This window comes from Nocardia sp. NPDC004711, assembly GCF_053601595.1.
Genome location: NZ_JBSGCB010000001.1, coordinates 83,933 through 107,153, shown reverse-complemented (window position 1 = coordinate 107,153; position 23,221 = coordinate 83,933). Strand labels below are relative to the sequence as shown.

Genomic DNA, 23,221 nt, shown 5'->3' with positions numbered 1-23,221 from the left:
GGGCCCGTTCCGTTGTTGCGGCAGGCGGGATCTCAGCTGAAGAGCACGGGATCGAACGCGGGGGTGTGCAGCGCCCAGATCCCGCGGGAGATGACACCCTCGTTACCGTTCTCGTCACGGGCGGGTATCGGCAGGTGCAATTCCATGATGGCCAGGCGCACGTGCTCGGTCGGCGGGGTCTTGATGGTCAGGGTGAGCGGCTTGTCGTATTTGGGATCCTTATCCCGCTCCGGCTTGCCCGACAGCCGCCAGGGCTGCTTGTAGGTCAGGACCTCCGCGTCGGCCTTGTTGTTCGGCAGGCGGTAGCCGATCAGCAGCTCCCACGGCGCGTCGGCGACCTCCTTGGGCAGCGAGATCTGCACCGTCGAACCCGGGGGCACATCGAGATCGGAGACGGACTGGGTGGAGTTGCACTTGCCGATCGCCAGCCGGTCCTTCGACACCTCGAGGCCGCAGTACAGGAATGGATTCACCGACACCGACTTCCCGTGCGCGTACGCGGTGATCTGCGGATCCGGCTTGGTGGTGTGGCGGGCGACGACCACGATCGCGGCGAAATAGGCCACTGCCACCACGACTAGAACCGCCAGCAGAGCGATGATCGTGCGGGCTTTGGGTTGGTTCACCGGGGCTTCCTGTCCGTCACTGGGTGGTTTCCCCCGCGCCGTGCGCGGCGGGGATCTCCTGCTTGGCGTGCTGAGGTCGGTTACCGCCCAAACCGGGCAGCAGCGAATGACCACGGTAGCTGACCACGGTCTGGATCAAGCCCAGCGCCATCACCGACGCGACCACGGTGAAACCGATCCACCAGGTCGGCGGCAGCATCACGCCCAGCGCACCGCCGATCACCCAGGACAGCTGCAGCACGGTCTCGGAGCGGCCGAAACCGGAGGCGATGGATTCGGGTGGGAGATCGTCCTGGATGGAGGCGTCGAGCGAGACCTTGGCCAGGGCACTCGCGCCCGAGGCGATCAGGGTGGCGATCGCGGCGCCCATCAGGTTGCCCATCGCCGCCGCCACGACCGCGACGCCGACGCACGCGGCGGTGCAACTGACCACGATCAACTGCGGGCGACCGAGTTTCATGCGCGCGCCGGAGGCATTGCCCGCGAAATTGCCGACACCCGCGGCCACGACGATGACGCCCAGCATCGCCACCTGTTGCACGGCTCGATGCTCGGTGGACTTGGCGACGAAGGCGCCGTAGAAGGTGAGGAAGCCGGTCAGGATTCGTACGGTGCTGTTGCCCCACAGCCCGGTCACCACCGAACGGCCCAGGGGCTGACGGCGTTTGCTCGGCTGTACCGTCTCGGCTCGGCTCGGGTCCAGCACCTCGGTGCGGGCGTCGTTGCCGTGGTAGCCGAGGGTGGCCGGGACCTCGCCCTCGGTGACCTCCACCCAGGATGGGATGCGCAGACTCAGGATCATGCCCGCCGCCGCCAGCGCCGCGGCGAGCAGCAGCGCACCCGTGGAGCCCGCGATCTTGGCGCACAGGGCGGCCACCGCGCCGGCGCCCATGGTGCCGCCGACGAGACCGAACACGGTGAGCCGGGAGTTGGTGCGCACCAGGTCGATTCCCGGTGGCAGCACGCGCGGGGTGACCGCGGACTTCAGCACCGAGAACGACTTGCTGAGGATCATCATGCACAGGGCGAGCGGGTACAGCGCCCAGTTGTCGATATTGAAGATGAGCAGCCCGGCGATGAACACACGCAGCGCGAACGAGCCCGCCAGCGCGACCCGGCGACCGCGTTGCAGCCGGTCCAGCATGGGGCCGATGACCGGCGCGATCACCGCGAACGGGGCGATCGTGATCAAGAGGTACAGCGCCACCTTGGTTTTGGACTCCGCTGTGGCGCTCGCGAAGAACAGCGTGTTGGCCAGGGCCACCGCGATCGCGGCGTCGGTGGCGAAGTTGGCCATGGTCGCGTAGATGAGCGCGGTGAGACCCGACTCCTCCGCACCGTCGGCCTTGGCGGCGCGCTGGAAGGTCGCGAAGCCGCTCTGCGTCAGCTCGATGCTGCGGCGTGCCGCGACCCGGGTGACGGTCAGCTTGCGGGGCGGCTTGTGCAGCCCGCCGCTGTCCTGGGCATCCGGGTCGGCTTCGCGCGAAAACGATTGCGTGCGATCCGTTTCCGGGTGCGGCGGTTCGGTGTGCGGGTGCCGCGTGTGGTCGGGGCGCGTCGGATAACCCTGATCGCGGTGCGCGGGCGGCGCGGATTCCGGGTCGTAGCGCACCCGCCGCGTGGTGCCGAAGTCGTGCGGCTGCCGCCACGCTTCCGGCTCGTTCGCGGTTCCCTCGGGCGGCTGGGTCTCGTATGGCCGGGTCGGCGGGTTGTCCTCGGCCCTGTCGTGCGTTTCGGCCTTGTCGTGGCGGCGGCGCGCCCAGCGCGACGTACGGCCCTCCGGGTCGCCGCCTGGGCTGCGCGGAGATTCGCCGCGCGACCTCGACGGCGGGTCGGTGGGACGCGCGCGCCGGGCCAGGAATTCCGGCACTTCGGTCTCGTCGCCCGGCGGGACGGGTCGGCGGCCCGCGCGGTTGGCGGGCGGATAGCGGTCGTACCCCGGGTGCCGTTCGATCATGGGAGAGTCCTCGTCGCCCCAGCGACCTGGGTCGGCACCGGGGTCACGGGGAGGAGTCACGCACCCAATTCTTGCAGTGCCGTCGGCCGGTGGCTGCACTACGGCCGGTGTGGGCCACCACAAGTTCGGAGCGACCGGTCGCGATGGACCAGATCAGGCGGGGACGAAACGCACTTCATAGGACGTCGGCCACTTCTTGCCGGTGAGGAGGAAGTGGTCGGTGCCGGGGAGGTGGGCGATGCCGTTGAGGACATCGGTGTCGGGGGTGCGGGCGCTGCGGGGGAGCAGGCCGGAGGCGTCGATCGCGGCGAGGACCTCACCGGTGCCCGGATCGATGCGCAGGATGGTGTTCGTCGGCCAGGTGTTGGCGTAGACGGAACCGTCGGGGGCGCAGTCCAGTTCGTTGAGCTCGGCGTCCTTGTGGCTGGTCAGCGCCACGCTCCCGGTGATCGCGAAGGTCTGTGGATCGCGGAAGGTGAGGGTCGAGCTGCCATTGCTCATGAGCACGCGATCGTCCCGGGTGCACAGGCCCCAGCCCTCGCCGTCGAAATGCGTGGTGCGCAGTTCCGCGAGCGTGCCCGGGTCGCGGGCGATGGCCACGCCGTTCTTGTAGGTGAGCTGCCACAGCACGTCGCCGGCCCGGGTGATGCCCTCGCCGAACAGGGGCGCGGGCAGATCGGCGCGGGCGAGTTCGGCGCCGGTGTTCAGGTCGGTGGCCCGGATCGAGGAATTGCCGGTGAGTCCGGTGCTCTCGTAGAGAACCGACCCGTCGACCTCCAAGCCCTCGGTGAACGCGCCCGGGTCGTGCGGCCGGGTGGCGACCACCTCGACCCGCAGCTTCGGCGTGTTGTCGCTGCTGGTGCAGCCGGTCGCGGTCGCGGCCAGGGCCAGGGCCGTGGACAGCGTGATCGTGGCGGCCGCTACCGGTGCACGGCGTTTGCGCTCCATACGGCAAAATGTAGGGCGTGAGCGCGGTTGGAGTTTCGGAGTCCGGTATGCGGCCGATCCTGGCGGAGGCGGTCGAGCTGGCCCGCCGTGCGCTCCTGGACCTGGAACCGGTCGGGGTGGGCGCGCATCTGGGCGTGACCGGCGAGGACGAATCCTCGGCCACCCATCACTTCGAGGCGACGCTGCCCGGCTATCGCGGCTGGCAGTGGGCGGTCGTGGTGGCCGCGCCGCCGGGGGCGACCACCGCCACGGTGAGCGAGTCGGCACTGCTGCCCGGGCCGGACGCACTGGTGGCGCCCGACTTCATCCCGTGGGATCAGCGCATCCGCCCCGGCGATCTCGCGCCCGGCGATCTGCTGGCCCCGCCGCCCGGCGACCCGCGCCTGGTGCCCGGCTATGTCGCCTCCGGTGACCCGGCCGTCGACGAGGTCGCCCTCGAGATCGGGCTCGGCCGCACCCAGGTGCTCTCCCGCGAGGGTCGCGAGGAGGCCGCCTACCGCTGGTTCTCCGAATACGGCCCCGACACCGACATGGCCCGCGCCGCCCCGTCCACCTGCGCCCGCTGCGCCTTCTTCGTTCCCATGGCCGGCGCCCTGGGCGCTGCCTTCGGCGTCTGCACCAATGCCATGGGCGCCGACGGCCACGTGGTCCACGTCGCCTACGGCTGTGGCGCCCACTCCGACGTCGAACTCCCCACCGGCAGTGGCTCTCCCCTCTACGAGGCCTACGACGACGCCGCCGTGGACCTGTTCCCCACCGCCGACCTCCGCATCGAAACCGGTGCGCTGGAAGCGGAATCCACCAAGAACGGCGAGGTAGACGAATCCGGCACGGTAGCGGGTGCGGAAGCGCCTGCGAGCGAGACCGATTCGACGCCCATCGTGACGGACGCCGACGCGACCGCTGATGCCGCCGCTGAGCCTGCCGCGACTGCTGACGCTGCCACGACGACCGAGGCCGCGGAAGCCGACCTTGCCGCTGTGGCCGGGTTGGAATCGGGCGAGAAGGACGAAACTGGCGCGGGTCGGACTGTGGAGACCGACACGGTCGCCGCGGACACGAGCGTTGCGGCTGAGGCCGATTCGGCGACGGGCCTGGCTGATGCCGCGGATGTGCGGGCGGGTGTGGTCGATCCGGACGCCGAGGTCGCCGCTGTGTCGGCGGTGCCCGAGAGTGGCGAGGCGGCAGGACCGACCGAGAACGGCGAGGCGGGACCGTCCGAGAAGTCGGTGGCCGCGGACGATTCCGGCACGGCCGGGTTGTTCGAGGTGGGCGATCCGGATGCGGTGTACGACGATGCGTGGGCCGTGAATGCGGTGCGGGTGGAGCCCGAGACCGGTTCGGCCGAGTCGCGCTGAGGCGCTCGCCCGGATAGGTTGTAGCGCCGCCGGATTCCCGGCGGCGGGTGCGGTTTTCGATGGACCGCGCCGGAGTTCTGTGAGATACCCGGATGCTTGGCTCTGGCGTGCCATCAACGGTTGTGCGGAAGGGGTGTAGGGCGTGGTCGCGACCGATGCGGGGGATCCGTTCGGGACGGCGGAACTGCGGGCCGGGGTGGTGGCCGCCTGGCGCGGGTCGCCCACCCGGTTGCGGGAGGACGCCGCCACGGAGGCGGACCTGGTCCGGGCCGGATACCGGGACCGGTTGCTGACCGAACTGGCGCAGAACGCCGCCGACGCGGCCGCCAAGGCGGGCGTCGACGGGCGGATCGCGGTGTGGCTGGACGGCCACACCCTGCATGTGGCCAATACCGGTGCGCCGCTGGATGTTTCGGGCGTGCACGCGCTCACCGCACTGCGGGCCTCGGGGAAGACGGACGCCGCGGCCGTCGGGCAGTTCGGGGTGGGCTTCACCGCCGTGCTGACGGTGTCGGACGAGGTGGAATTCCGTTCGACCGGCGGCTCGGTGCGGTTCTCACGGGCCGAGACCTGGGCGCTGCTCGGCGCGCAGGGCATCGAGATCCCGCAGACGCCGGACGATTTCGAGCCGCCCGCGCTGCGACTGGCCTGGGCCACCGCGGAGCAGCCCGTGAACGGCTTCGACAGTGAGATCGTGCTGCGGTTGCGCGAGCACGTGGACACCGTCGCCCTGCTCACGGAGATGCGTTCGGAGGCGGCCGATCTGCTGCTGGAACTGCCCGCGCTGCACGCCATCCGGATCGGTGACGACGAGATCGCCAGTGCCGAGCGGGAACTCGGTGACGGCCTCACGGAACTGCGGGTCACCGGCCCGAATTCCGATGAGCGCGTGTGGTGGCAGTACCGCACCGAGCGTGCCCGCTGGCTGCTGCCCGTGCGCGACGGCCGCCCGATCGCCACCCGCCCCGATGTGCTGCGCGCACCCACCCGCTCCGACGAGGAGCTGTCCATTCCGGCTCTGCTCATCGCCGACATCCCCATGCAGCCGGACCGCCGCCGCCTGCTCCCCGGCGCGCACCTGACCGCGCTGGCCGCCGGTTACGCCGCGTTCGCGCGCGCCCTGCCGCCGCGCGACCGCCTGGTCCTGGTCCCCACTCCCGGCTTCGCCCGCAGCGAGGCCGACGGCCTGCTCCGCGAGGCCCTGATCGCCGAGCTCCGCGACAACGAGTGGCTTCCGGTCCTCACCGGCCGTCCGGAACGCGCTGCCGAATATGCCTCGGCGCCAGCAGAATTCGACGCCGCGTTCGGCGAGACGGCAGCCGGCGGTGATACCGAGGCCGATGAGGTGCGGGCATCGGGCGATCCCGATACCGCGGCCGCGCTCGAACTGTCCGCCGCGCCGGACGTGGACTCGGCCGCCGCGCCGGCCGCCAAGGCGAGCGCGGCATGGGAGCAGGAAACCCTGCCGCTATGGGATCTTCCGGCCCAGGACGAAGCGCCCGGCGACACGGTCGAACCCCACGACGCCATCGGGCCGCACGATGTGGTCGCGACCTTCGACTCGACCGGGTTCGAGGAACCATCCCCAGTGGACCTGGGGATGATGGTTGTGAATGAACCGGCGACCACCGAAACCCCGGGCGCGGATTCGCGGGCGAATGTCGCCTCGCCGCGGCGGGCCACCGTATTCACCGGTGCGACCGTGGAATTGGCCGATCTGCTGGCGGACATGGTCGGCCCCCTGGTGATTCCGGAGCTGTCGGGCCGCATGTACGCCGATGCCCTCGCCGTACTGGACGTGCACCGGATCGGCCTGGCGCGGATCGCCGAGCTGTCGAGCAGCCTGGAACGTGAACCGCAGTGGTGGTATTCGCTCTACGACGCCCTGGAGCCGTTCGCGGTGGATCCGCTGGCGGTGGAGGAACTGGGCGCGCTGGCGGTGCCGCTGACCGACGGCCGCCTGGTGACCGGCCCGCGCACGGTGGTGCTGGATGACCGTCTGGAACAGGCGATTCCGGTGCACTGGGCGCGTCTGGTGCACCCGGAGGCGGCCCACGAGCTGCTGGGCCGGCTGGGTACGCGCCCGGCCACGCCGGAGGATCTGCTCAATGACGCCGGGCTGCAGGCGGTGCTGGAGGACGATCCGAGCGATCCGGACACCGTCGACGCGGTGCTGAAGCTGGCGGCCACCACCCTGGCCGCGCCGGGTGTCCTCCCGTCCTGGCTGGGCCTGGTCGAATTGCCCGATGTCGACGGCGAATCGACGCCGGCCGACGAACTGCTGCTGCCCGATGCGCCGCTGGCCCGCGTGCTCGTCGAGGATTCGCCCTTCACCACCGTGGATGCCGGCGTGCTCGAGCGCTACGGCCCGGAGGCCCTGCGCGCCATCGGCGTCGGCTGGAGCTTCACGCTGGTCGCCGAGTCGGATCCGACCGGCCCGGACCACCACCTCGACGACGAGGAGACCTGGTGGGAGGGTCTGGCCGAGGATCCGGCCGAACTGGTGGCGGTCCGCGATCTGGACCTGGTGGACGACGCCGAATGGCCGGAGGCGCTGCGGCTGTTGCTGTCCGATGAGACGACTCGCCGGCTGCTCGCGGACCGCGACGGCTACACCGCCTGGTGGCTGCGCCATCACGCCCACATCGACGGCATTCCGCTGGGCCTGCTGCGCCACCCGGACGACACCCTGTTCGCGGGTCTGCTCCCGCAGTTGCCGGGCTTCGACGCGAACGATCTGGCGGTGCTGCGCGGCGTGCTCGCCGACCCGGAGGTGCTCACCCCCGCGCTGGCCGAGGAACTCCTCGACGCCCTCGCCGATCCGGCGAGAATGCCCACCCCGGAATCGATTTCACAGACGTACCGGTATCTGGCCGAGGCGCTCGACGCGGGCCGCCTGGACACCGAGGATCTGGTGCTGCCGGGTCAGGTGCGCGCCCTCACCGGCGAGGTGATCCCGGCCGCGGACGCCCTGGTGCTGGATCGCCCATGGCTGGGCCCGGCGCTGCCCGCCGACCGGCTGGTCGTGGGTGACCTGGCGTCGGCGCGCCCGCTGGCCACGCTGCTGGATCTGCCGCTGGCCTCCGAGGCGGTGACGGCGGAGGTGGTGAGCACCGGCCGGGAGACCAGCTGGACCGCCGAGCCGCTGGGCGTGCTGCTGCGCCTGCAGTTCGACTTGCCGCTGCCCGCAGGCGATCTCGTGGTGCACGACGAACTCCGGGTCCGGCTGACGGGTGCGTTCGAGGCCACGGTGACGGTCGCGTGGTGGCGGGAGGGCGATATCACCCACGTGCAGGCGCAGCCGCAGAACTTCTCCCGCCGCTGAGGACGCGTGCCGGCCCGAACGGCCGTGCGCGGGCCCGGCCTGGACGAGATACACAGGCGGGCAGGCGAATTCGGGTCCGGCGCGGGCGCTGCTGCACAGTGCCCGCGCCGGAGCGGGGGAGGCCCGGGTCAGGCCGCGTGGGCTGCCACGGTGGTAGCGAGGACGTCCAATTGCTGACGGACAGCGGCGCTGTCGTTGTCGACCAGCCAGCGCAGCACGATGCCGTCGATGGCCGCCAGTATGAAACGGGACAGCGTGTCGACGGGAACGGTCCAGGAGGTGCCGGTGGCTTCGCGCGCGTGTTCGATGACGTCGGCGACCGTGGAGTCGTTGAAGGTGTACTGCTCGCGTGCGATGGCGAGTTTCGCGGGGGTCTGCTCGCCTTCGCGTAGGGCGTAGGTGGTGGTTTCGTAGGTGAGTAGTTGGCGCTCCGGAGTGGCTTCGATGTTGAGCCACATGAGTTCCAGACCGGCGCGCACCAATTGTTGCAGCGCTTCTTTTCCGGTTCCGACGTCCTGCCATACCGTTTCGTTGGCATCGACGGAATCGCGCAATTCCATCGAGAGTGCCTTGACCAGCTCGGTCATCAGCTGATCTTTGTTTTCGAAACAGTAATGCACCACACCGAGGGAAACACCGGCTGCCTGGGCAACATCGCGCGTGGTAACTCCTGCCACGCCCTTTTTTTCGGCAAGGCCGATGGCTGCCTCGATAAGGTGGGCCCGTCGTTCTTCGACGCTCAATCGGGAGGACACTCCAGGGAGTTAAGCCTCCGAGGCGCGTGCAGTCAATTCGCACGGTCCGCAAGTTCGTTTTGTCAGACCCGTCTGGACGGCCGACCAGTCGCTTTTAGTGCTAATCCGGGCCCGGGGCCCGCTAATCCAGACCGAGCTGTGCGCCTTTGTCCCCGCGCCGCGCGCTCCGGCGCTGAATCGCGAAGATCGTGTAGCCGAGCAGGCCCACCGCCAGACCCATCAGGCAGACCGGACGCGCGGTCGCCCACGCGTCGTTCGCCCACACCGCCACCGTCGCGATCAGGAAACCGAGGCTGCCCACGGCCAGTACCGGGCGCGGATCGGTCAAGCGCGGGGGAATCTCCGGAACGGGTGGCGTGGTCACCCCACCAGACTAGAGGGCGGGGGCCGGTCCGGGTGGCGCGCCGGGGCGGCCGGCCCCCACGCACCGGAACAGCCGACTCCCGCGCGGGCGGTCCCGTATCGTTTGCCTCTGTGACAACGCCTTCCGACATTCGAGCGCTCGCCGGTGAACTTTCGCTGGCGGTGGTGCGCTTGACTCGGCATCTGCGAGGCCGGCGGGCCGATGCCCAGATTTCGCTGACCCAGCTGTCCGCGCTCGCCACGCTGAATCGGGAGGGCGCCATGACGCCGGGCACGCTGGCCGCCAAGGAGCGGGTGCAGCCGCCGTCGATGACCCGGGTCATCGCCTCGCTGTCGGAAATGGATCTGGTGGAACGCAATCCGCACCCCACCGACGGGCGGCAGATCATCGTGTCGCTGTCCGACGCCGGGCGCGCCCTGATCGCCGACGAGAACCAGGCCCGCGAGGCCTGGATGACCGATCAGCTGTCCCGGCTGTCCCCCGCCCAGGTCGGCGTGCTCGCCGAGGCGGTCGGGATCATGAAGCAGATCGTCGACGAATCCGAGTGATTCAGTAGCCGAAACGCCGGTCGCTGTCGACGATTTCGCGGCCCAGGGGGAACAGGGAGATCGGGATCAGCTTGAGATTGGCCCAGGCGAACGGGATCCCGATGATGGTGACGGCGAGGGCGATGCTGGTCATCAGGTGGCCCAGTGCCAGCCACCAGCCCGCCACGATGATCCAGATGATGTTGCCGAGCATCGAGCCCACGCCCGCGCTCGGTTTCTCCACCGCTTCCCGGCCGAAGGGCCAGAGCACGAAGTTGGCGATGCGGAAGGACGCGACGCCCCACGGGATGGTCACGATCAGCACGCAGCAGATCAGCCCGGCGATGACATAGCCGATGGCCATCCAGAATCCGACCAGCACGAGCCACAGGACGTTGAGTATCAACTGGATGGGTTTCACGTATCCCAGCATGCCAGCGTCCGGTGCTCACCCACCACCGGGAAAACCCTGAACTCGCCAGGGGTGGCCCTTGCCCGAATCGGGTGAAATGCCCCAAAAGGTGGGTTGAATCGTTGACAACTGTTAATGACGAGCTATCTAGGCTTATGCAGCTCTACACATTTTTCTGGCAAGGAAAGAATCCAGAGCGCATTTCTAGCAAAGAAATACCTCGGTTCCAACGCCGTGCGGGACCCGGCAGCCGTTTTCGCCTGCCGACTCAGAAGAACCAGCCGAGTTCGGCGTCGCATTCGGCGGCGAACGCCTCGTCGAATGCGCGCAGCACGGCCGCGTCCTTGGCCTGGATCCGGTTGGCGGCCGCGAAGACCCGGGCCCGGTACGCGCCGAAGTAGAGGCTGCCGAGTACATCGATGCCGAGTTCCAGATCCGGGGTGCGGCCAGTCGGTGCGCACTCGGCGATGCCGTCGCGCACCCGCAGCGCGAAGCTGCCGCCCGCGTCACGGAACGGATCGTGCACGGACAGCACGACATCCAGATCCCGCTGGTAGGTGCGGGCGGTGAGAGCGGCGGGGACGTCCATCACCCGGGTCCACAGCGCGTCGTGGCGGCCGGTGACGCGCACCAGACGCGGATTCGTGACCAGGTAGGGGAGTGGATCGTTATCGCTCAGCGTCGCCTCGACGGTGTCCACCAGATCCAGGCTCAGCAGCACCCGCCACAGTGCGACATGGGCTTCCGCTGTGACAGCCCGCAGCTCGCGGACCGTGGCGGTGTTCTTGTCCTCGTGCCAGGCGCGCCGCAGGATGGCGTAGCCGTCCGGATGGATCAGGAAGAACTGCGGTGAGCTCTCCTCGCTCTGTACCGCGTCGGCGAAGAACCGCTGCTGCCAGCGGGCTGCGGGCCGGGCCTGCGCGCCCGGCACCAGCCGCCGCCAGCGGTCGTAGATCGCGGGCAACCGGAGCTTCGCCTCTTCCATGTCGGCGACCTGCACCCCTCCGGGATCCGGTGTGGTGGAACGGAATTCGGCGGTGCGCCCGCGCACGGAGATCTCGTTCTCGACAATGGACGGGCCGTAGCCGAAGCGGCCGTAGATGGTGCCCTCGCTGGCGGTGAAGATGGTGAGCGGTATGCCCTCGGCCTCGGTGCGCCGATGCTGCTCGGTGTAGAGCGCCCGCAGAATGCCGCGCCGCCGATGGGTGGGCGCCACCACGACGCTGCTGACGCCGCAGGCCTGCACGGTGCGCGCGCCGGGCACGGTGACGGTCATGGTGCGGTCGTTGGTGTGCCCGACGATGCGATCGCCGTCCGCGGCCACCAGGGCTCGCTCGGTCGGAAAGACGTCGCCGCCGTATTCCAGATCGGCCGGGCCGACCCGCATCCCGAAGCAGATCTCCGAGAGCCGGATGATCCCCGCCCGCTCGTCCGCTCGCGCCGAACGCACGGTAATGCCATTCGTCGATGCCATACCCCGAACATCCCACGTATTACCGGGCCGCGCACCCGATTTTCTCCGGTGTCACCTGCCGCCCCCGCCGCGGCAGGTGACACCGGAGCTGAGATCGTTTCCATCTCACGGGAACAAGATTGCCGTCGCACCCCAGCGAGATTCTCAACAAGACCTTGTGAACGAAAAACCCCGCCGCAACGATGCGTTGCGGCGGGGTTCGACGGAAACCCTTCGGGCACAGGGCCCGTCGGGTCAGCGACCGTTGATCTGCATGTAGTCGCGCTCGCCGTAGCCGGTATAGATCTGGCGCGGACGGCCGATCTTCAGCGGCTCGCTGTGCATTTCGCGCCAGTGGGCGATCCAGCCCGGCAGACGGCCCATGGCGAAGAGCACGGTGAACATGCGGGTCGGGAAGCCCATGGCCCGGTAGATGACGCCGGTGTAGAAGTCGACGTTCGGGTACAGGCGGCGCTCGATGAAGTACTCATCGGTGAGGGCGGCCTCTTCGAGGGACTTGGCGATGTCGAGCAGCTGGTCGTCGCCGCCGATCTTGGCCAGGATGTTGTCCGCGACCTGCTTGACCAGGGTGGCGCGCGGGTCGTAGTTGCGGTAGACGCGGTGCCCGAAGCCCATGAGCTTCACGCCGTCTTCCTTGTTCTTGACCTTGCGGACGAACTCCTTGACGTCGCCGCCGCTGGCCTTGATGTCGTCCAGCATCTCCAGCACGGCCTGGTTGGCGCCGCCGTGCAGCGGGCCCCACAGCGCGTTGATGCCGCCGGAGACGGAGGTGAACAGGTTGGCGTCGGACGAACCCACCAGGCGCACAGTCGAAGTCGAGCAGTTCTGCTCGTGGTCGGCGTGCAGGATGAGCAGCATGTCCAGCGCCGCGGCGATCTCCGGGTCGACCTCGTAGGGCTCGGCCGGGAAGCCGAAGGTCATCCGCAGGAAGTTCTCCACCAGCGACAGCGAGTTGTCCGGGTACAGGAACGGCTGGCCGACCGACTTCTTGTACGCGTAGGCCGCGATGGTCGGCAGCTTGGCGAGCAGTCGGATGGTGGACAGCTCGACCTGCTCGGGGTCGCGCGGGTCCAGCGAGTCCTGGTAGTAGGCCGACAGCGCGTTGACCGCGGAGGACAGCACCGGCATCGGGTGCGCGTTGCGCGGGAAGCCGTCGAAGAACCGCTTCAGGTCCTCGTGCAGCAGGGTGTGCCGGCGGATCCGGTCGGTGAAGTCGTCGAGCTGGGCCTGGGTCGGCAGCTCGCCGTAGATCAGCAGGTAGCTGACCTCGATGAAGGTCGACTTACCGGCCAGCTGCTCGATCGGGTACCCGCGGTAGCGCAGGATGCCCGCCTCGCCGTCGATATAGGTGATGGCCGACTTGGTCGAGGCGGTGTTCATGAAACCGGGGTCATAGGTGACGTACCCGGTGCTGGCGAGCAGCTTGCCCAGGTCGATTCCGTCATTGCCCTCGACAGCCTTGGCGACGGTCATCGGGTACTCGCCGCCCGGGTATTGCAGTACCGGCTTGGCGTCGTCGTCGACGTTGATGATGTTCTCAGCGGGCACGGAAGGATCCCTCTCAGGCTTGTAACCGTAGGCATCGGACACGGTCGGCGTGCGATGCGCTCGAGTCAACGCTAGCCGCTGTCCACTACGCCCGACCAATGAGGGTGGCTCTTTGCTACCTCACAGTCACATCGTTCGCAGGTGAGGAGAGCGGCGGTCATGTGCTATGAGCATGAACCCCGTGACATCATGCGAGCTGCACCTCCGAATACGCACGTGCCACCCGGTATCGGACGAACGCCGGAAACGCCACGGCCGCGATCATCATGCCGATCACGACCAGGACGCCACCACCGGCCGCAGCCGTGGCGGTACCCACCGCCGCGGCCGCGAAACCGTGCGCAACATCACCGATGCGCGGTCCACCTGCCACGACGACGATGAAGACCCCTTGCAGTCGTCCGCGCATCTCGTCGGTCGCCACCGACTGCAGCATGGTGGTGCGCAGGGCCGCGGAGAACATGTCCACCGCGCCGCCGAAAGCCAGGCAGGCCAGCGCGATCCAGAGTGCGAGCGTCATGCTCAGCCCGTGCCCGACCAGGCCCACGGCCAGGCCGAACCCGACCATGCCCAGCCCCCACAGCACGATGCAGACCACCACGGCCAGACCCTGCCGCCGCACCCGCGACAGCCACCCGGAGAACACTCCGCCCAGCACCGCGCCCACCGACATGGCCGCGAACAGCAGGCCCAGTGCCGTTCCGCCGGAAGCGGTGTCGCCGAAGCTGTCCTGGGCGATCTGCGGGAACAGGGCGCGCGGCATGCCGAACACCATGGCCACCACGTCGACCGCGAACGAGGCCAGCAGGATGCGCTGGGTGGCCAGGTAGGCGAAACCGTCGAACACCTCGCGCAGGCCCGCGCGCCGGGTCTCGCCGTGCGGCGGGATGGGCGGCAGCTTCCAGGTGGCCCACAGCGTGGCCAGCAGCGCGATGGAGTCGATCAGGTACAGCGTGGCCAGGCCCGCGAACGGAATCAGCATGCCCGCCAGCACCGGACCGGCGATGGCGCCGAACTGCATGACCGTCATGCTCAGCGAATTGGCCGCGGGCAGCTGCTCGGGCGGCAGCAGCCGCGGGTAGATGGCGCTGCGCGCGGGCTGGTTCATGGCGAAGAACGCCTGCTGCACCGAGAACAGGATCAGCACCAGCCAGGCATTGTTCAGCCCGGCGGCGGCCTGCGCCCAGAAGGCCAGCGAGGTCAGGCCGGTGCCCGCACTGGTGACGAGCAGCATCTTGCGGCGGTCCATGGCGTCGGCGAGCGCGCCGCCCCAGAGGCCGAAGACGATCAGCGGGATCAGGCCGAACAGCCCGGCCAGGCCGACATACGAAGAGCTGTGGGTGATGTCGTAGAGCTGCTTGGGGACGGCTACGACGGACAGCTGTGCGCCGATCACGGTGACGATGCCGGTGGTCCAGAGCCTCCGGTAGTCGGGATTCCGTAATGGAGTTATGTCGGCGAGCAGCTTCACCGGCCCAACCTAGCGACGGCGACGAGCGCTTGGGAAGGCATTTTGGGCCGATCATCCCATCATTTGAACGTGAGATATCCAACTCTTTCGGGCCGACGAGAGTCGGTCAGGGTTGCAGGCGTTCGACTTTCATGACTGACACGTCGGTATTGCCCGGTTCGACGGTGACCCGGATGCGGTTGTGCATGCGGCTGCGGCGGCCCTGCCAGAACTCCACCGTCTCCGGCTGAATCTGGAAGCCGCCCCAGAACGGCGGCACCGGGATGTCGCCGACCTCGGCGAACCGGGCGGCCGTCGCATCCATCTGCCGGTCCAGCTCGGCGCGGGAGGCGATGGGCCGCGACTGCTCCGAGGCCCACGCGCCCAGCCGGGAACCGCGCGGACGGGACTGCCAGTACAGCTCGGTGGCCTCGGCCGGGACCCGCCGCACCGGCCCGCGCACGGTGACCTGCCGGCCCATGGCGGGCCACACGAAAGTGGCCGAGGCGTACGGGGTTCGGGTCAGCTGGCGGCCCTTGAACGATTCGTAATTCGTGTAAAAAGTCACACCTTCGGGAGAAAGCCCCTTGCACAGGACAGTTCGCGACGCGGGCCGCGGACCGGTTTCGGTGATCTCGACGGTGCTCAGCACCATCGAGTTCGAATCGGTCATGCCCGCGCTGGTCGCGTCCTCGATCCAGTTGCGCAGCAACGGCTCCCAGCCGTCGGACAGCCAGGTCTCGTCGAGGTCGGTTTCCGGGCCCGGATGGTTGTCGCCCTGATCGACTCCGTACTCGACCCGCAGGGCAGCCATGTCGACGTCGGGCGTGGCGAATTTCTCCTGGTCAACCATGGGGCAGACGTTACTCCGGAGTAATGCGGGGGTTAAGCTCCAGTTGATCGGCGTGGCTGCCCAAAGATCGGGCGCCCGACTTTGCAAGGAGAGTCACAACATGACTGCCAGCGCTGCGGTACCAAGCTCGGTCGTCCCCGACGGCTTCGTGAGCGGTCTCGAGGGAGTGGTGGCCTTCACCACCGATATCGCCGAACCCGACAAGGACGGCGGCGCCCTCCGGTACCGCGGCGTCGACATCGAGGACCTCGTCGGCAACTCGGTCACCTTCGGCGACGTGTGGGCCCTGCTGGTCGACGGCGAATTCGGCCGCGGCCTACCGCCCGCCGAGCCGTTCCCGCTCCCCATCCACACCGGCGACGTGCGCGTCGACGTGCAGGCCGGCCTGGCCATGCTGGCCCCGATCTGGGGCTACGAGCCGCTGCTCGACATCGACGACGACACCGCCCGCGAGAACCTCGCCCGGGCCTCGGTCATGGCGCTGTCCTACGTCGCCCAGTCGGCGCGCGGCATCTACCAGCCGGCCGTGCCGCAGGCGAAGATCGACGAATCGGCCACCATTACCGAGCGGTTCATGACCCGCTGGAAGGGTGACCCGGACCCGCGCCACATCGAGGCCATCGACGCCTACTGGGTGTCGGCCGCCGAGCACGGCATGAACGCCTCCACCTTCACCGCCCGCGTCATCGCCTCCACCGGCGCCGACGTGGCGGCCTCGCTGTCCGGCGCCATCGGCGCCATGTCCGGCCCGCTGCACGGCGGCGCCCCGGCCCGCGTGCTGCCCATGATCGAAGCCGTCGAGAAGACCGGCGACGCACGGGCCCTGGTCAAGGGCATCCTGGACCGCAAGGAGAAGCTGATGGGCTTCGGCCACCGGGTCTACCGGGCCGAGGACCCGCGCGCCCGCGTGCTGCGCGCCACCGCCAAGCGCCTCGACGCCCCGCGCTACGAGGTCGCCGCCGCCCTGGAGCAGGCCGCCCTGGCGGAGCTGCGCGAGCGCCGCCCCGACCGCGCCATCGAGACCAATGTCGAGTTCTGGGCCGCCGTGATCCTGGACTTCGCCGAGGTCCCGGCGCACATGATGCCCGCCATGTTCACCTGCGGCCGCACCGCCGGCTGGTGTGCCCACATCCTGGAGCAGAAGAAGCTGGGCAAGCTGGTCCGCCCGGCCGCCATCTACACCGGCCCGGCCCCGCGCACGCCCGACGCCGTCCCGGGCTGGGATCTGGTGTCGCACAAGTAATCCGGTTCGAACACGACGGTGGCCCGCAGCGAGAATCGCTGCGGGCCACCGTTTTTCACATCCGTCCCCGGGTCACCCCCCAGCCCCGGGAAGCTCTCAGCCCTTCACGACGATGGTGCTGACGATCTTGTCGGCGAAGGTCTGCTTCTTGGCGTCCCAGGCGGGCCACAGGAAGCCGAGGTAGCAGGGGAGGGCGTCGATGAAGTGCAGCAGGCGGCGGCCGATGGCGAGACCGAAACCGACCGGCTGGCCGGTGGATTCGCGGACCAACCGGATACCGACCACGCGCTTGCCCGGGGTCTGGCCGGTGGTGCCCTCCTGGTGGCTGATGAACAGCAGGCCCGCGAGGCCGACCACGAAGGCGAGCAGCAGGCAGATGATGCCCACCGCGTTCATCCCACCGCCCGTGCAGGACGTGTGGTAGGTGCCGGGCGTGACGCTGCACTGCACCTTGGACGTGCCGGCGGTGACCGCGATGGTCCGCAGGATCGTCCCGGGCAGAACCCAGATCGCGCCGTCGATCAAGTACGCGCCCACACGCGCGCCCCAGCTCGCATACTGTGCCCCGTACCCTCCGAACGGCGCATAGCCGGGCTGCGGCGCACCGTACGCGGGTTGCGCTGCGCCGTAAGCAGGTTGGGGCGCGCCGTACGCGGGCTGCTGCGGAGCGCCGTAGGGGGACTGGGCGTCATAGCCGGGCTGTGGAGCCCCGTACGCGGGTTGCGGCGTGCCGTACGCGGGCTGAGGCGCACCGTAACCGGGTTGGGGCGCGCCGTAGGCGGGCTGCTGCGGAGCACCGTAGCCGGGCTGGGGAGCGCCGTAGCCCGGGGCGGGCTGATCGGCGGGCGGGTAGCCGTATCCGGGCTGCTGCTGCGGGTACGGGTTGTTCGGATATGTCAATGCGTTTCCTTGCAAAGGGATTGTTTCGGTCGGGCAGGCTACAGTCTGGAGCAATCCGGCCTTCGGGATGAACTGGAAATCCGACACGCCGTGAGCGCTGCGCGATTGCTGATCCGCTCACCAGCGGCGGCGTCCCGAGGTGCTCGGATACGGGCTGCTGCGTCGAATCCTGCAGTGGAACAATGGATTACATCTGCACCAACGGCGGTGGCGAATTGGTTGCCGGACCGCAACGGTTTGAACAATCCTGATCGTGGTTCTGGCTACTGCGACCGGATTCACATAACCTGCACCGGTGCTCGACGCAGGACTGTCCAGGCGCGGCTTCTTCGCCGCGGGCGCGGCGCTCGCCGCAGGCCTCGTCACCGCCGGATGCGGTGTGGCGAACGGCAATTCGTCCGACCGCATCCTCGATCCGCACGCCGGGGCCGATCCGGCCACCGCGCCGGCGCGGCTCCCCGCCGCCACGGTGTCGCCCGACGCCGTGGCCGCGAAGTATGCCGGTCGGCAGCCGCAGGGCTGGGGCATGGACCTCGACGGCATCGTGACCGGGTTCAATGCCACGGGCAAGCAGTTCGCGGTCACCTTCGACGCCTGCGGCGGCCCCGGCAACAACGACATCGACGAGAACCTGCTGGCCTTCCTGCAGGCCCAGCAGATTCCGGCCACCCTGTTCCTGAACAAGCGCTGGATCGACGCGAATCCCGGTCGCGCCGGGCAGCTGGCCGCCAACCCGCTCTTCGAGATCGGCAATCACGGCACCGCGCACTGCCCGCTGTCGGTGAACGGCCGCGCCGCCTACGAGATCAAGGGCACCGCCTCCCCGCAGGCGGCCGTGGACGAGGTGTGGGGCAACCACCAGCGCATCACCGCCCTGACCGGTCACGCGCCCCGCTTCTTCCGCGCGGGCACCGCACATTACGACGACGTGGCCGTGGCGATCGTGAAGGACCTGGGCGAGACCCCGGTCGGCTTCTCGGTCAACGCCGATTTCGGTGCCACCGCGACCGCCGCCCAGGTCCAGAACAACATGACAGCCGCCAAGACCGGCGGCATCTCCCTGGCGCACATGCACCGCCCCAAGTCGGGCACCGGCGCGGGCATGCTCGCCGCCCTGCCCGCCCTGAAGTCCAACGGCTTCCAATTCGTGCACCTGCCATAGCCTTTCGAGCACGTGTCACAGCCTTTCGGGCCCGGCGGTCAGTCGGCCAGCGAGGCCGCCCAGTCCACCGCGACCGATTCGCCGCGGTCGACGGTGAAGAAGGCGACCTTCAGATGCCGGCCCAGATCCACCAATTCCAGGGCGGACAGCGGGACCGGCTGCACCACCCGCACGCGCCACGGCCCCGGCTCGTCCCAGGCATGCAGTTCCAGATCCAGCCGCAGCACCGGATCGTCTCTGCCGCGGTAGTCGGCCGCGACCGGTGTCGCGGCCAGCACGGTGGCGCGGGCGCGGCGGCCGTCGGCCAGGATCTTGGCGATATTGGTGCGCGAGGTCTCCTCGGACGGTGGCAGATACAGCGCCACCCGGTCGTCATCGCCCGGATCGACCCGGCAGCAGACCACATCGCCGGGCTGCATCCACTGCCGATCGGCCGCGCTCACCCGTTGCCGGACCCGCGCCTCGTAGGCATGCCGGCCCTCGAGCTGGACCCGCACCCAGAACTCCGGTCCCGGCTCGGCCTCGGCGGTGCCGTGCACACCGAGCACGGTCGCGGCGCCCTCGACGCCGTGCAGCAGCAGTTCGCGCCGCGCGGCGTCGTCGAGCGCGGAACCGCGGCGGGTGAGGCCGCGGGAACCGAATTGCGAGGACAGCCGGGCGAGCAGGCCGATGCGCGGGGCGGGCGCGAGCTGCGCACCGCGGCGCCGCCGACCGGAATTCGGGGGCGCGCCGGGTCCGGAATCGGGCGGCTGGTCGGAAGCGCTGCGCGGTCGCTCGTGTGCGGCCATGTCCATGGCGGTACACCGTAATCGCTGTGTGGTGCCCGACACAGCGATACCCGAGGTTTGCCGAACCCGCTCGTGGGAATGTTTTTCCGACCGGACCCGGGCGTGAGCGCGGGTGATAGCACCTCTACCCTTGTCGCCATGACCTCTGCGTTCCCGACCATCCCCGACGATCTCAAGCCCGCCGACGGACGGTTCGGTTGCGGCCCCTCCAAGGTCCGCCCCGAGCAGCTGCAGTCCCTGGTGGATACCGGCGCCTCGGTGTTCGGTACCTCGCATCGGCAGAAGCCGGTCAAGGACGTGGTGGCGCGGGTGCGCTCCGGTCTGCGCGACCTGTTCTCGCTGCCCGACGGTTACGAGGTCGTGCTGGGCAACGGTGGCACCACCGCGTTCTGGGACGCCGCCGCCTTCGGCCTGATCCGCGAGAAGTCGCTGCACCTGAGCAATGGCGAGTTCTCCTCGAAGTTCGCCTCCGTCGCCAAGGGCAACCCGTTCATCGGTGACCCGATCGTGGTGAAGTCGGAGCCGGGCGACGCTCCCGAGCCGACCTCCGACCCGTCGGCGGACCTGATCGGCTGGGCCCACAACGAGACCTCCACCGGTGTCGCCATCCCGGTGTCACGCCCGGCCGGCTCCGAGCACGCGCTGGTCGCCATCGACGCCACCTCCGGCGCGGGCGGTCTGCCGGTGAACATCGCCGACACCGACGTCTACTACTTCGCCCCGCAGAAGTGCTTCGCCTCCGACGGCGGCCTGTGGATCGCGCTCATGAGCCCCAAGGCGCTCGAGCGGGTGGAGGAAATCAAGAACTCGGGTCGCTGGACCCCCGAATTCCTCTCGCTGCCGATCGCGATCGACAACTCCACCAAGGACCAGACCTACAACACCCCGGCGCTTGCCACCCTGTTGCTGTTCGCCAACCAGATCGAGTGGCTGAATGGCAACGGCGGCCTGGACTGGGCCGTGAAGCGCACCGCCGACTCGTCCTCGCGCCTGTACTCGTGGGCCGAGACCAGCGCGTACGCAACGCCGTTCGTGCAGAACCCGGCGCTGCGCTCGCAGGTCGTCGGCACCATCGACTTCGCCGACACCGTGGACGCCGCGCAGGTGGCGAAGGTGCTGCGCGCCAATGGAATCGTGGACACCGAGCCGTACCGGAAGCTGGGCCGTAACCAGCTGCGCATCGGTATGTTCCCGGCCATCGACCCCGACGATGTCTCGCAGCTGACCCGCTGCGTCGACTGGGTCGTCGAAAAGCTGGCCTGAGCAGTAAAAACGACATCGGTTCACGGTTCTCTCACGCTCTTCGGGAGATCATGAAACCGGTTTCGCCGCTGAGGCGAATCGATCACACTAATGCGGCGCGGAAGTCTGGGAACAGATTTCCGCGCCGCGTGTCTTGCCCCATGATTCTCAGAAGTGCACTACTGTTCCAGAACGTGGGCGGTGTCGCGAGCCTAGCTATAGCTGTGAGTTGCGCAGCGAACAGGAGGTAACGGTGCGTGAACTTCGAGTAATCGGATTGACGCCCGATTCCACGCACATCGTGTGCATCGATACCGAGAGCGGCCAGAAGTACCGGCTCGCCGCCGACGATAAACTGCGCGCCGCTGCCCGCGGAGATCTTGCCCGATTCGGCCAAATCGAGATCGAAACGGAAGCCACGATGCGTCCTCGCGATATCCAGGCCCGCATCCGTGCCGGCGCGTCGGTGGAGCAGGTCACCGAAGAGTCGGGTATGCCGCTGTCGAGGGTGGAGCGTTTCGCGTATCCCGTTCTGCTGGAACGCGCCCGGGCCGCCGAGCTGGCGCAGAAGGCACATCCGGTCCGCAACGACGGTCCCGCCGTGGAGACCCTCATCGAGATCGTGTCGGCCGCCTTCGCCGAGCGCGGCCACAATATCGAGGTCGCCGAATGGGATGCCTGGAAGGACGAGAAGGGCTACTGGGTGGCCCAATTGCAGTGGCAGGCGGGCCGTTCCGTGATCGCCGCGCACTGGCGCTACCAGCCGGACGCGCACGGCGGCTCGGTGGTGCCGCTCGATGATCCGGCCTCGGACCTGATCGATCCCGATTTCGGCCGGGCGCTGCGCGGCCTGGCGACCATCCTGCCGGACCAGACCGACCCGGTGGTGGACGAGGTGCCGGCGCCCGCGCCCGCACCGCGCGAGGAGCGGACCCCCGACTACGAGTCCGCGCCGGCACGAGTCGCCAAGCAGCAGAACGTGGACGACTACTTCGAGCAGCGCGCCGCGGTCGGCGACGGCACCGTGCCGGTGACCACCGCCGCCGCCCCGGCGCCGGCCCCCGCTCCGGCGGCGAAGGAGCAGCCCGCTCCGGCGCTACCGGCTGCCCCGGCGCCCGCTCCGGCCCCGCCGGCTGCCGCCGAGCCCGCGGAACCGGTTCCCGCCCCGGCGCAGCCGGCCGCGAAGGCCAACGCGCAGAAGCCGAATCGCAAGCCCGGGGAGGCGGGGCGCAAGCGGGGTGGCAAGGCGCCGATGCCGTCCTGGGAGGATGTACTCCTAGGCGTGCGGTCCTCCGGTCACTGAGTCCTGCCGGGTAGGCCGCTCGAACTTCTCGGATGCTAGTGGGTTGCTGAATCCGCGGGCCGTCCGCTCTGCGCCGCGCCGCGAAACAAGGTTCGCAACGGCGATATTTCGGCCCTCGCGGGGGTAGATTCATTGAGTCGGCGGTCAGCGCCGGGTCGATCCACGTCGATGCCAGTGATCGGCCGCCGGATGTTTGCTCCAAAGTAGCCAGCCTGTGTGCAGTGACTGAGGGGAGGTGACGTCGGTGCCATCAACGGTCTATTCCCTGTGGTATGTCGACGCCCCCGATCCGGTGGCCGTGCTGCGTGCGCACCCGGGACCCGACCCGGACGCCGCCTTCGCACTCGCCAAACAGCTCAACCCGGACCGCGATGTGGTGCCCGCCGCCTCGGGCACCATGAAGGTGTGGGCGGGGCCGGATCGCGAATCCGTCTATATCGGTTGCTATCCCGGCGTCACGGTCGTCTGCTCCACCCAGGCCGCGTTGGCGCGCCCGACCAGACTGCCGGAGCTGCTGGTACGTCCGCTCGCCTCCGAGCAGACCTACCTGATCTCCTACGACCTGTCCCTGGGCTGGGGCGCGTTCGCGCACTGGGAGCGCGGCGAATTCCGCCGCTCCTTCAGCGCGACCCGGGTCAATATCCTCGAGGACGAGGGCATGCCGCGGGTGTGGGAGCGGCCCTACTGGGCGGGTGACCATCCCATCCACCTCGCGCCCGGCGAACTGCCCGACCCGCAGCTACTGCCCTTCGACCCGCCGGACTTCGCCGACGCCACCAATCAGCAGTGGCTCGGCTTCCGGTATCGCGGCCGGGATCCCGAGCAGGCGCTGACCGCCGACGAGATCGAGGTGTGCGGCTTCTCGCTGTTCCCCAGGGGCGAGGCGCCGATGGTGGTGGAGGTCGTGCCGGAGGCGCCCATCGAGCACAACGGCAGCAAACGCGGACTGCTGGGCTGGCTGCGCGGCCGCGACCCGGTCGCCTGAT

Annotated in this window: 20 protein-coding genes; 8 read left to right on the top strand and 12 right to left on the bottom strand. The window is 69.1% G+C overall.

What is annotated here, in order from left to right:
• Positions 1-32: 32 nt before the first annotated feature.
• The 3 genes from ACWEKS_RS00495 to ACWEKS_RS00485 all read right to left on the bottom strand — a co-directional run bounded on the left by ACWEKS_RS00495 (position 33) and on the right by ACWEKS_RS00485 (position 3,531).
• On the bottom strand, positions 33-626 hold the full coding sequence (locus ACWEKS_RS00495) for a DUF2771 family protein (protein WP_452338139.1): 594 nt from the start codon (positions 624-626) through the stop codon (positions 33-35).
• A gap of 16 nt (positions 627-642) precedes the next feature.
• A complete protein-coding gene (locus ACWEKS_RS00490; protein ID WP_452338138.1) occupies positions 643-2,583 on the bottom strand; it encodes an MFS transporter in 1,941 nt (646 codons plus the stop codon).
• 153 nt (positions 2,584-2,736) lie between these two features.
• Complete coding sequence (locus tag ACWEKS_RS00485; protein ID WP_452338137.1) at positions 2,737-3,531, bottom strand: glutaminyl-peptide cyclotransferase; 795 nt, start codon at positions 3,529-3,531, stop codon at positions 2,737-2,739.
• Between the two features lie 17 nt (positions 3,532-3,548).
• On the opposite strand from ACWEKS_RS00485, the gene ACWEKS_RS00480 reads away from it, so the two are divergent.
• Both ACWEKS_RS00480 and ACWEKS_RS00475 read left to right on the top strand, forming a co-directional pair.
• Positions 3,549-4,889: a DUF3027 domain-containing protein gene (locus tag ACWEKS_RS00480; RefSeq protein ID WP_452338136.1), complete on the top strand. Its 1,341-nt coding sequence runs from the start codon at positions 3,549-3,551 to the stop codon at positions 4,887-4,889.
• 142 nt (positions 4,890-5,031) lie between these two features.
• A complete protein-coding gene (locus ACWEKS_RS00475; protein WP_452338135.1) occupies positions 5,032-8,214 on the top strand; it encodes a sacsin N-terminal ATP-binding-like domain-containing protein in 3,183 nt (1,060 codons plus the stop codon).
• Between the two features lie 128 nt (positions 8,215-8,342).
• On the opposite strand, the gene ACWEKS_RS00470 is transcribed toward ACWEKS_RS00475, so the two are convergent.
• Positions 8,343-8,957, bottom strand: coding sequence for a TetR/AcrR family transcriptional regulator (locus tag ACWEKS_RS00470; RefSeq protein ID WP_379397885.1), 615 nt, complete (start codon positions 8,955-8,957; stop codon positions 8,343-8,345).
• Positions 8,958-9,090: 133 nt separating this feature from the next.
• Positions 9,091-9,333, bottom strand: a complete 243-nt coding sequence (locus tag ACWEKS_RS00465) for a DUF2530 domain-containing protein (protein WP_452338134.1) — start codon at positions 9,331-9,333, stop codon at positions 9,091-9,093.
• 110 nt (positions 9,334-9,443) lie between these two features.
• Between ACWEKS_RS00465 and ACWEKS_RS00460 the strand changes: the two genes are divergently transcribed.
• On the top strand, positions 9,444-9,881 hold the full coding sequence (locus ACWEKS_RS00460; protein ID WP_354830859.1) for a MarR family winged helix-turn-helix transcriptional regulator: 438 nt from the start codon (positions 9,444-9,446) through the stop codon (positions 9,879-9,881).
• Position 9,882: 1 nt separating this feature from the next.
• On the opposite strand, the gene ACWEKS_RS00455 is transcribed toward ACWEKS_RS00460, so the two are convergent.
• The 5 genes from ACWEKS_RS00455 to pdxH all read right to left on the bottom strand — a co-directional run bounded on the left by ACWEKS_RS00455 (position 9,883) and on the right by pdxH (position 15,597).
• Positions 9,883-10,272 carry a YccF domain-containing protein gene (locus ACWEKS_RS00455; RefSeq protein WP_356999267.1) on the bottom strand — a complete coding sequence of 130 codons (390 nt, stop codon included), beginning with the start codon at positions 10,270-10,272 and terminating at the stop codon, positions 9,883-9,885.
• Between the two features lie 268 nt (positions 10,273-10,540).
• Complete coding sequence (locus ACWEKS_RS00450) at positions 10,541-11,746, bottom strand: GNAT family N-acetyltransferase (RefSeq protein WP_452338133.1); 1,206 nt, start codon at positions 11,744-11,746, stop codon at positions 10,541-10,543.
• A 234-nt stretch (positions 11,747-11,980) separates the two neighbouring features.
• A complete protein-coding gene (locus tag ACWEKS_RS00445) occupies positions 11,981-13,294 on the bottom strand; it encodes a citrate synthase (RefSeq protein WP_452338132.1) in 1,314 nt (437 codons plus the stop codon).
• 187 nt (positions 13,295-13,481) lie between these two features.
• A complete protein-coding gene (locus tag ACWEKS_RS00440; RefSeq protein ID WP_379435818.1) occupies positions 13,482-14,765 on the bottom strand; it encodes an MFS transporter in 1,284 nt (427 codons plus the stop codon).
• A 106-nt stretch (positions 14,766-14,871) separates the two neighbouring features.
• Positions 14,872-15,597, bottom strand: a complete 726-nt coding sequence (gene pdxH / locus ACWEKS_RS00435) for a pyridoxamine 5'-phosphate oxidase (protein WP_452338131.1) — start codon at positions 15,595-15,597, stop codon at positions 14,872-14,874.
• Positions 15,598-15,697: 100 nt separating this feature from the next.
• On the opposite strand from pdxH, the gene ACWEKS_RS00430 reads away from it, so the two are divergent.
• Positions 15,698-16,840 carry a citrate synthase 2 gene (locus ACWEKS_RS00430; protein WP_452338130.1) on the top strand — a complete coding sequence of 381 codons (1,143 nt, stop codon included), beginning with the start codon at positions 15,698-15,700 and terminating at the stop codon, positions 16,838-16,840.
• Between the two features lie 96 nt (positions 16,841-16,936).
• Here the strand turns inward: ACWEKS_RS00430 and ACWEKS_RS00425 are convergent, their stop codons facing one another.
• On the bottom strand, positions 16,937-17,740 hold the full coding sequence (locus tag ACWEKS_RS00425) for an RDD family protein (RefSeq protein WP_452338129.1): 804 nt from the start codon (positions 17,738-17,740) through the stop codon (positions 16,937-16,939).
• A gap of 295 nt (positions 17,741-18,035) precedes the next feature.
• Between ACWEKS_RS00425 and ACWEKS_RS00420 the strand changes: the two genes are divergently transcribed.
• Positions 18,036-18,902: a polysaccharide deacetylase family protein gene (locus ACWEKS_RS00420; protein WP_452338128.1), complete on the top strand. Its 867-nt coding sequence runs from the start codon at positions 18,036-18,038 to the stop codon at positions 18,900-18,902.
• A 38-nt stretch (positions 18,903-18,940) separates the two neighbouring features.
• Here the strand turns inward: ACWEKS_RS00420 and ACWEKS_RS00415 are convergent, their stop codons facing one another.
• On the bottom strand, positions 18,941-19,696 hold the full coding sequence (locus tag ACWEKS_RS00415; RefSeq protein WP_452338127.1) for a hypothetical protein: 756 nt from the start codon (positions 19,694-19,696) through the stop codon (positions 18,941-18,943).
• A 132-nt stretch (positions 19,697-19,828) separates the two neighbouring features.
• On the opposite strand from ACWEKS_RS00415, the gene serC reads away from it, so the two are divergent.
• The 3 genes from serC to ACWEKS_RS00400 all read left to right on the top strand — a co-directional run bounded on the left by serC (position 19,829) and on the right by ACWEKS_RS00400 (position 23,220).
• Positions 19,829-20,953: a phosphoserine transaminase gene (gene serC, locus ACWEKS_RS00410; protein ID WP_354830837.1), complete on the top strand. Its 1,125-nt coding sequence runs from the start codon at positions 19,829-19,831 to the stop codon at positions 20,951-20,953.
• A gap of 232 nt (positions 20,954-21,185) precedes the next feature.
• A complete protein-coding gene (gene sepH, locus ACWEKS_RS00405; RefSeq protein ID WP_452338126.1) occupies positions 21,186-22,235 on the top strand; it encodes a septation protein SepH in 1,050 nt (349 codons plus the stop codon).
• Positions 22,236-22,479: 244 nt separating this feature from the next.
• A complete protein-coding gene (locus ACWEKS_RS00400; protein WP_452338125.1) occupies positions 22,480-23,220 on the top strand; it encodes a DUF6928 family protein in 741 nt (246 codons plus the stop codon).
• Position 23,221 lies beyond the last annotated feature (1 nt).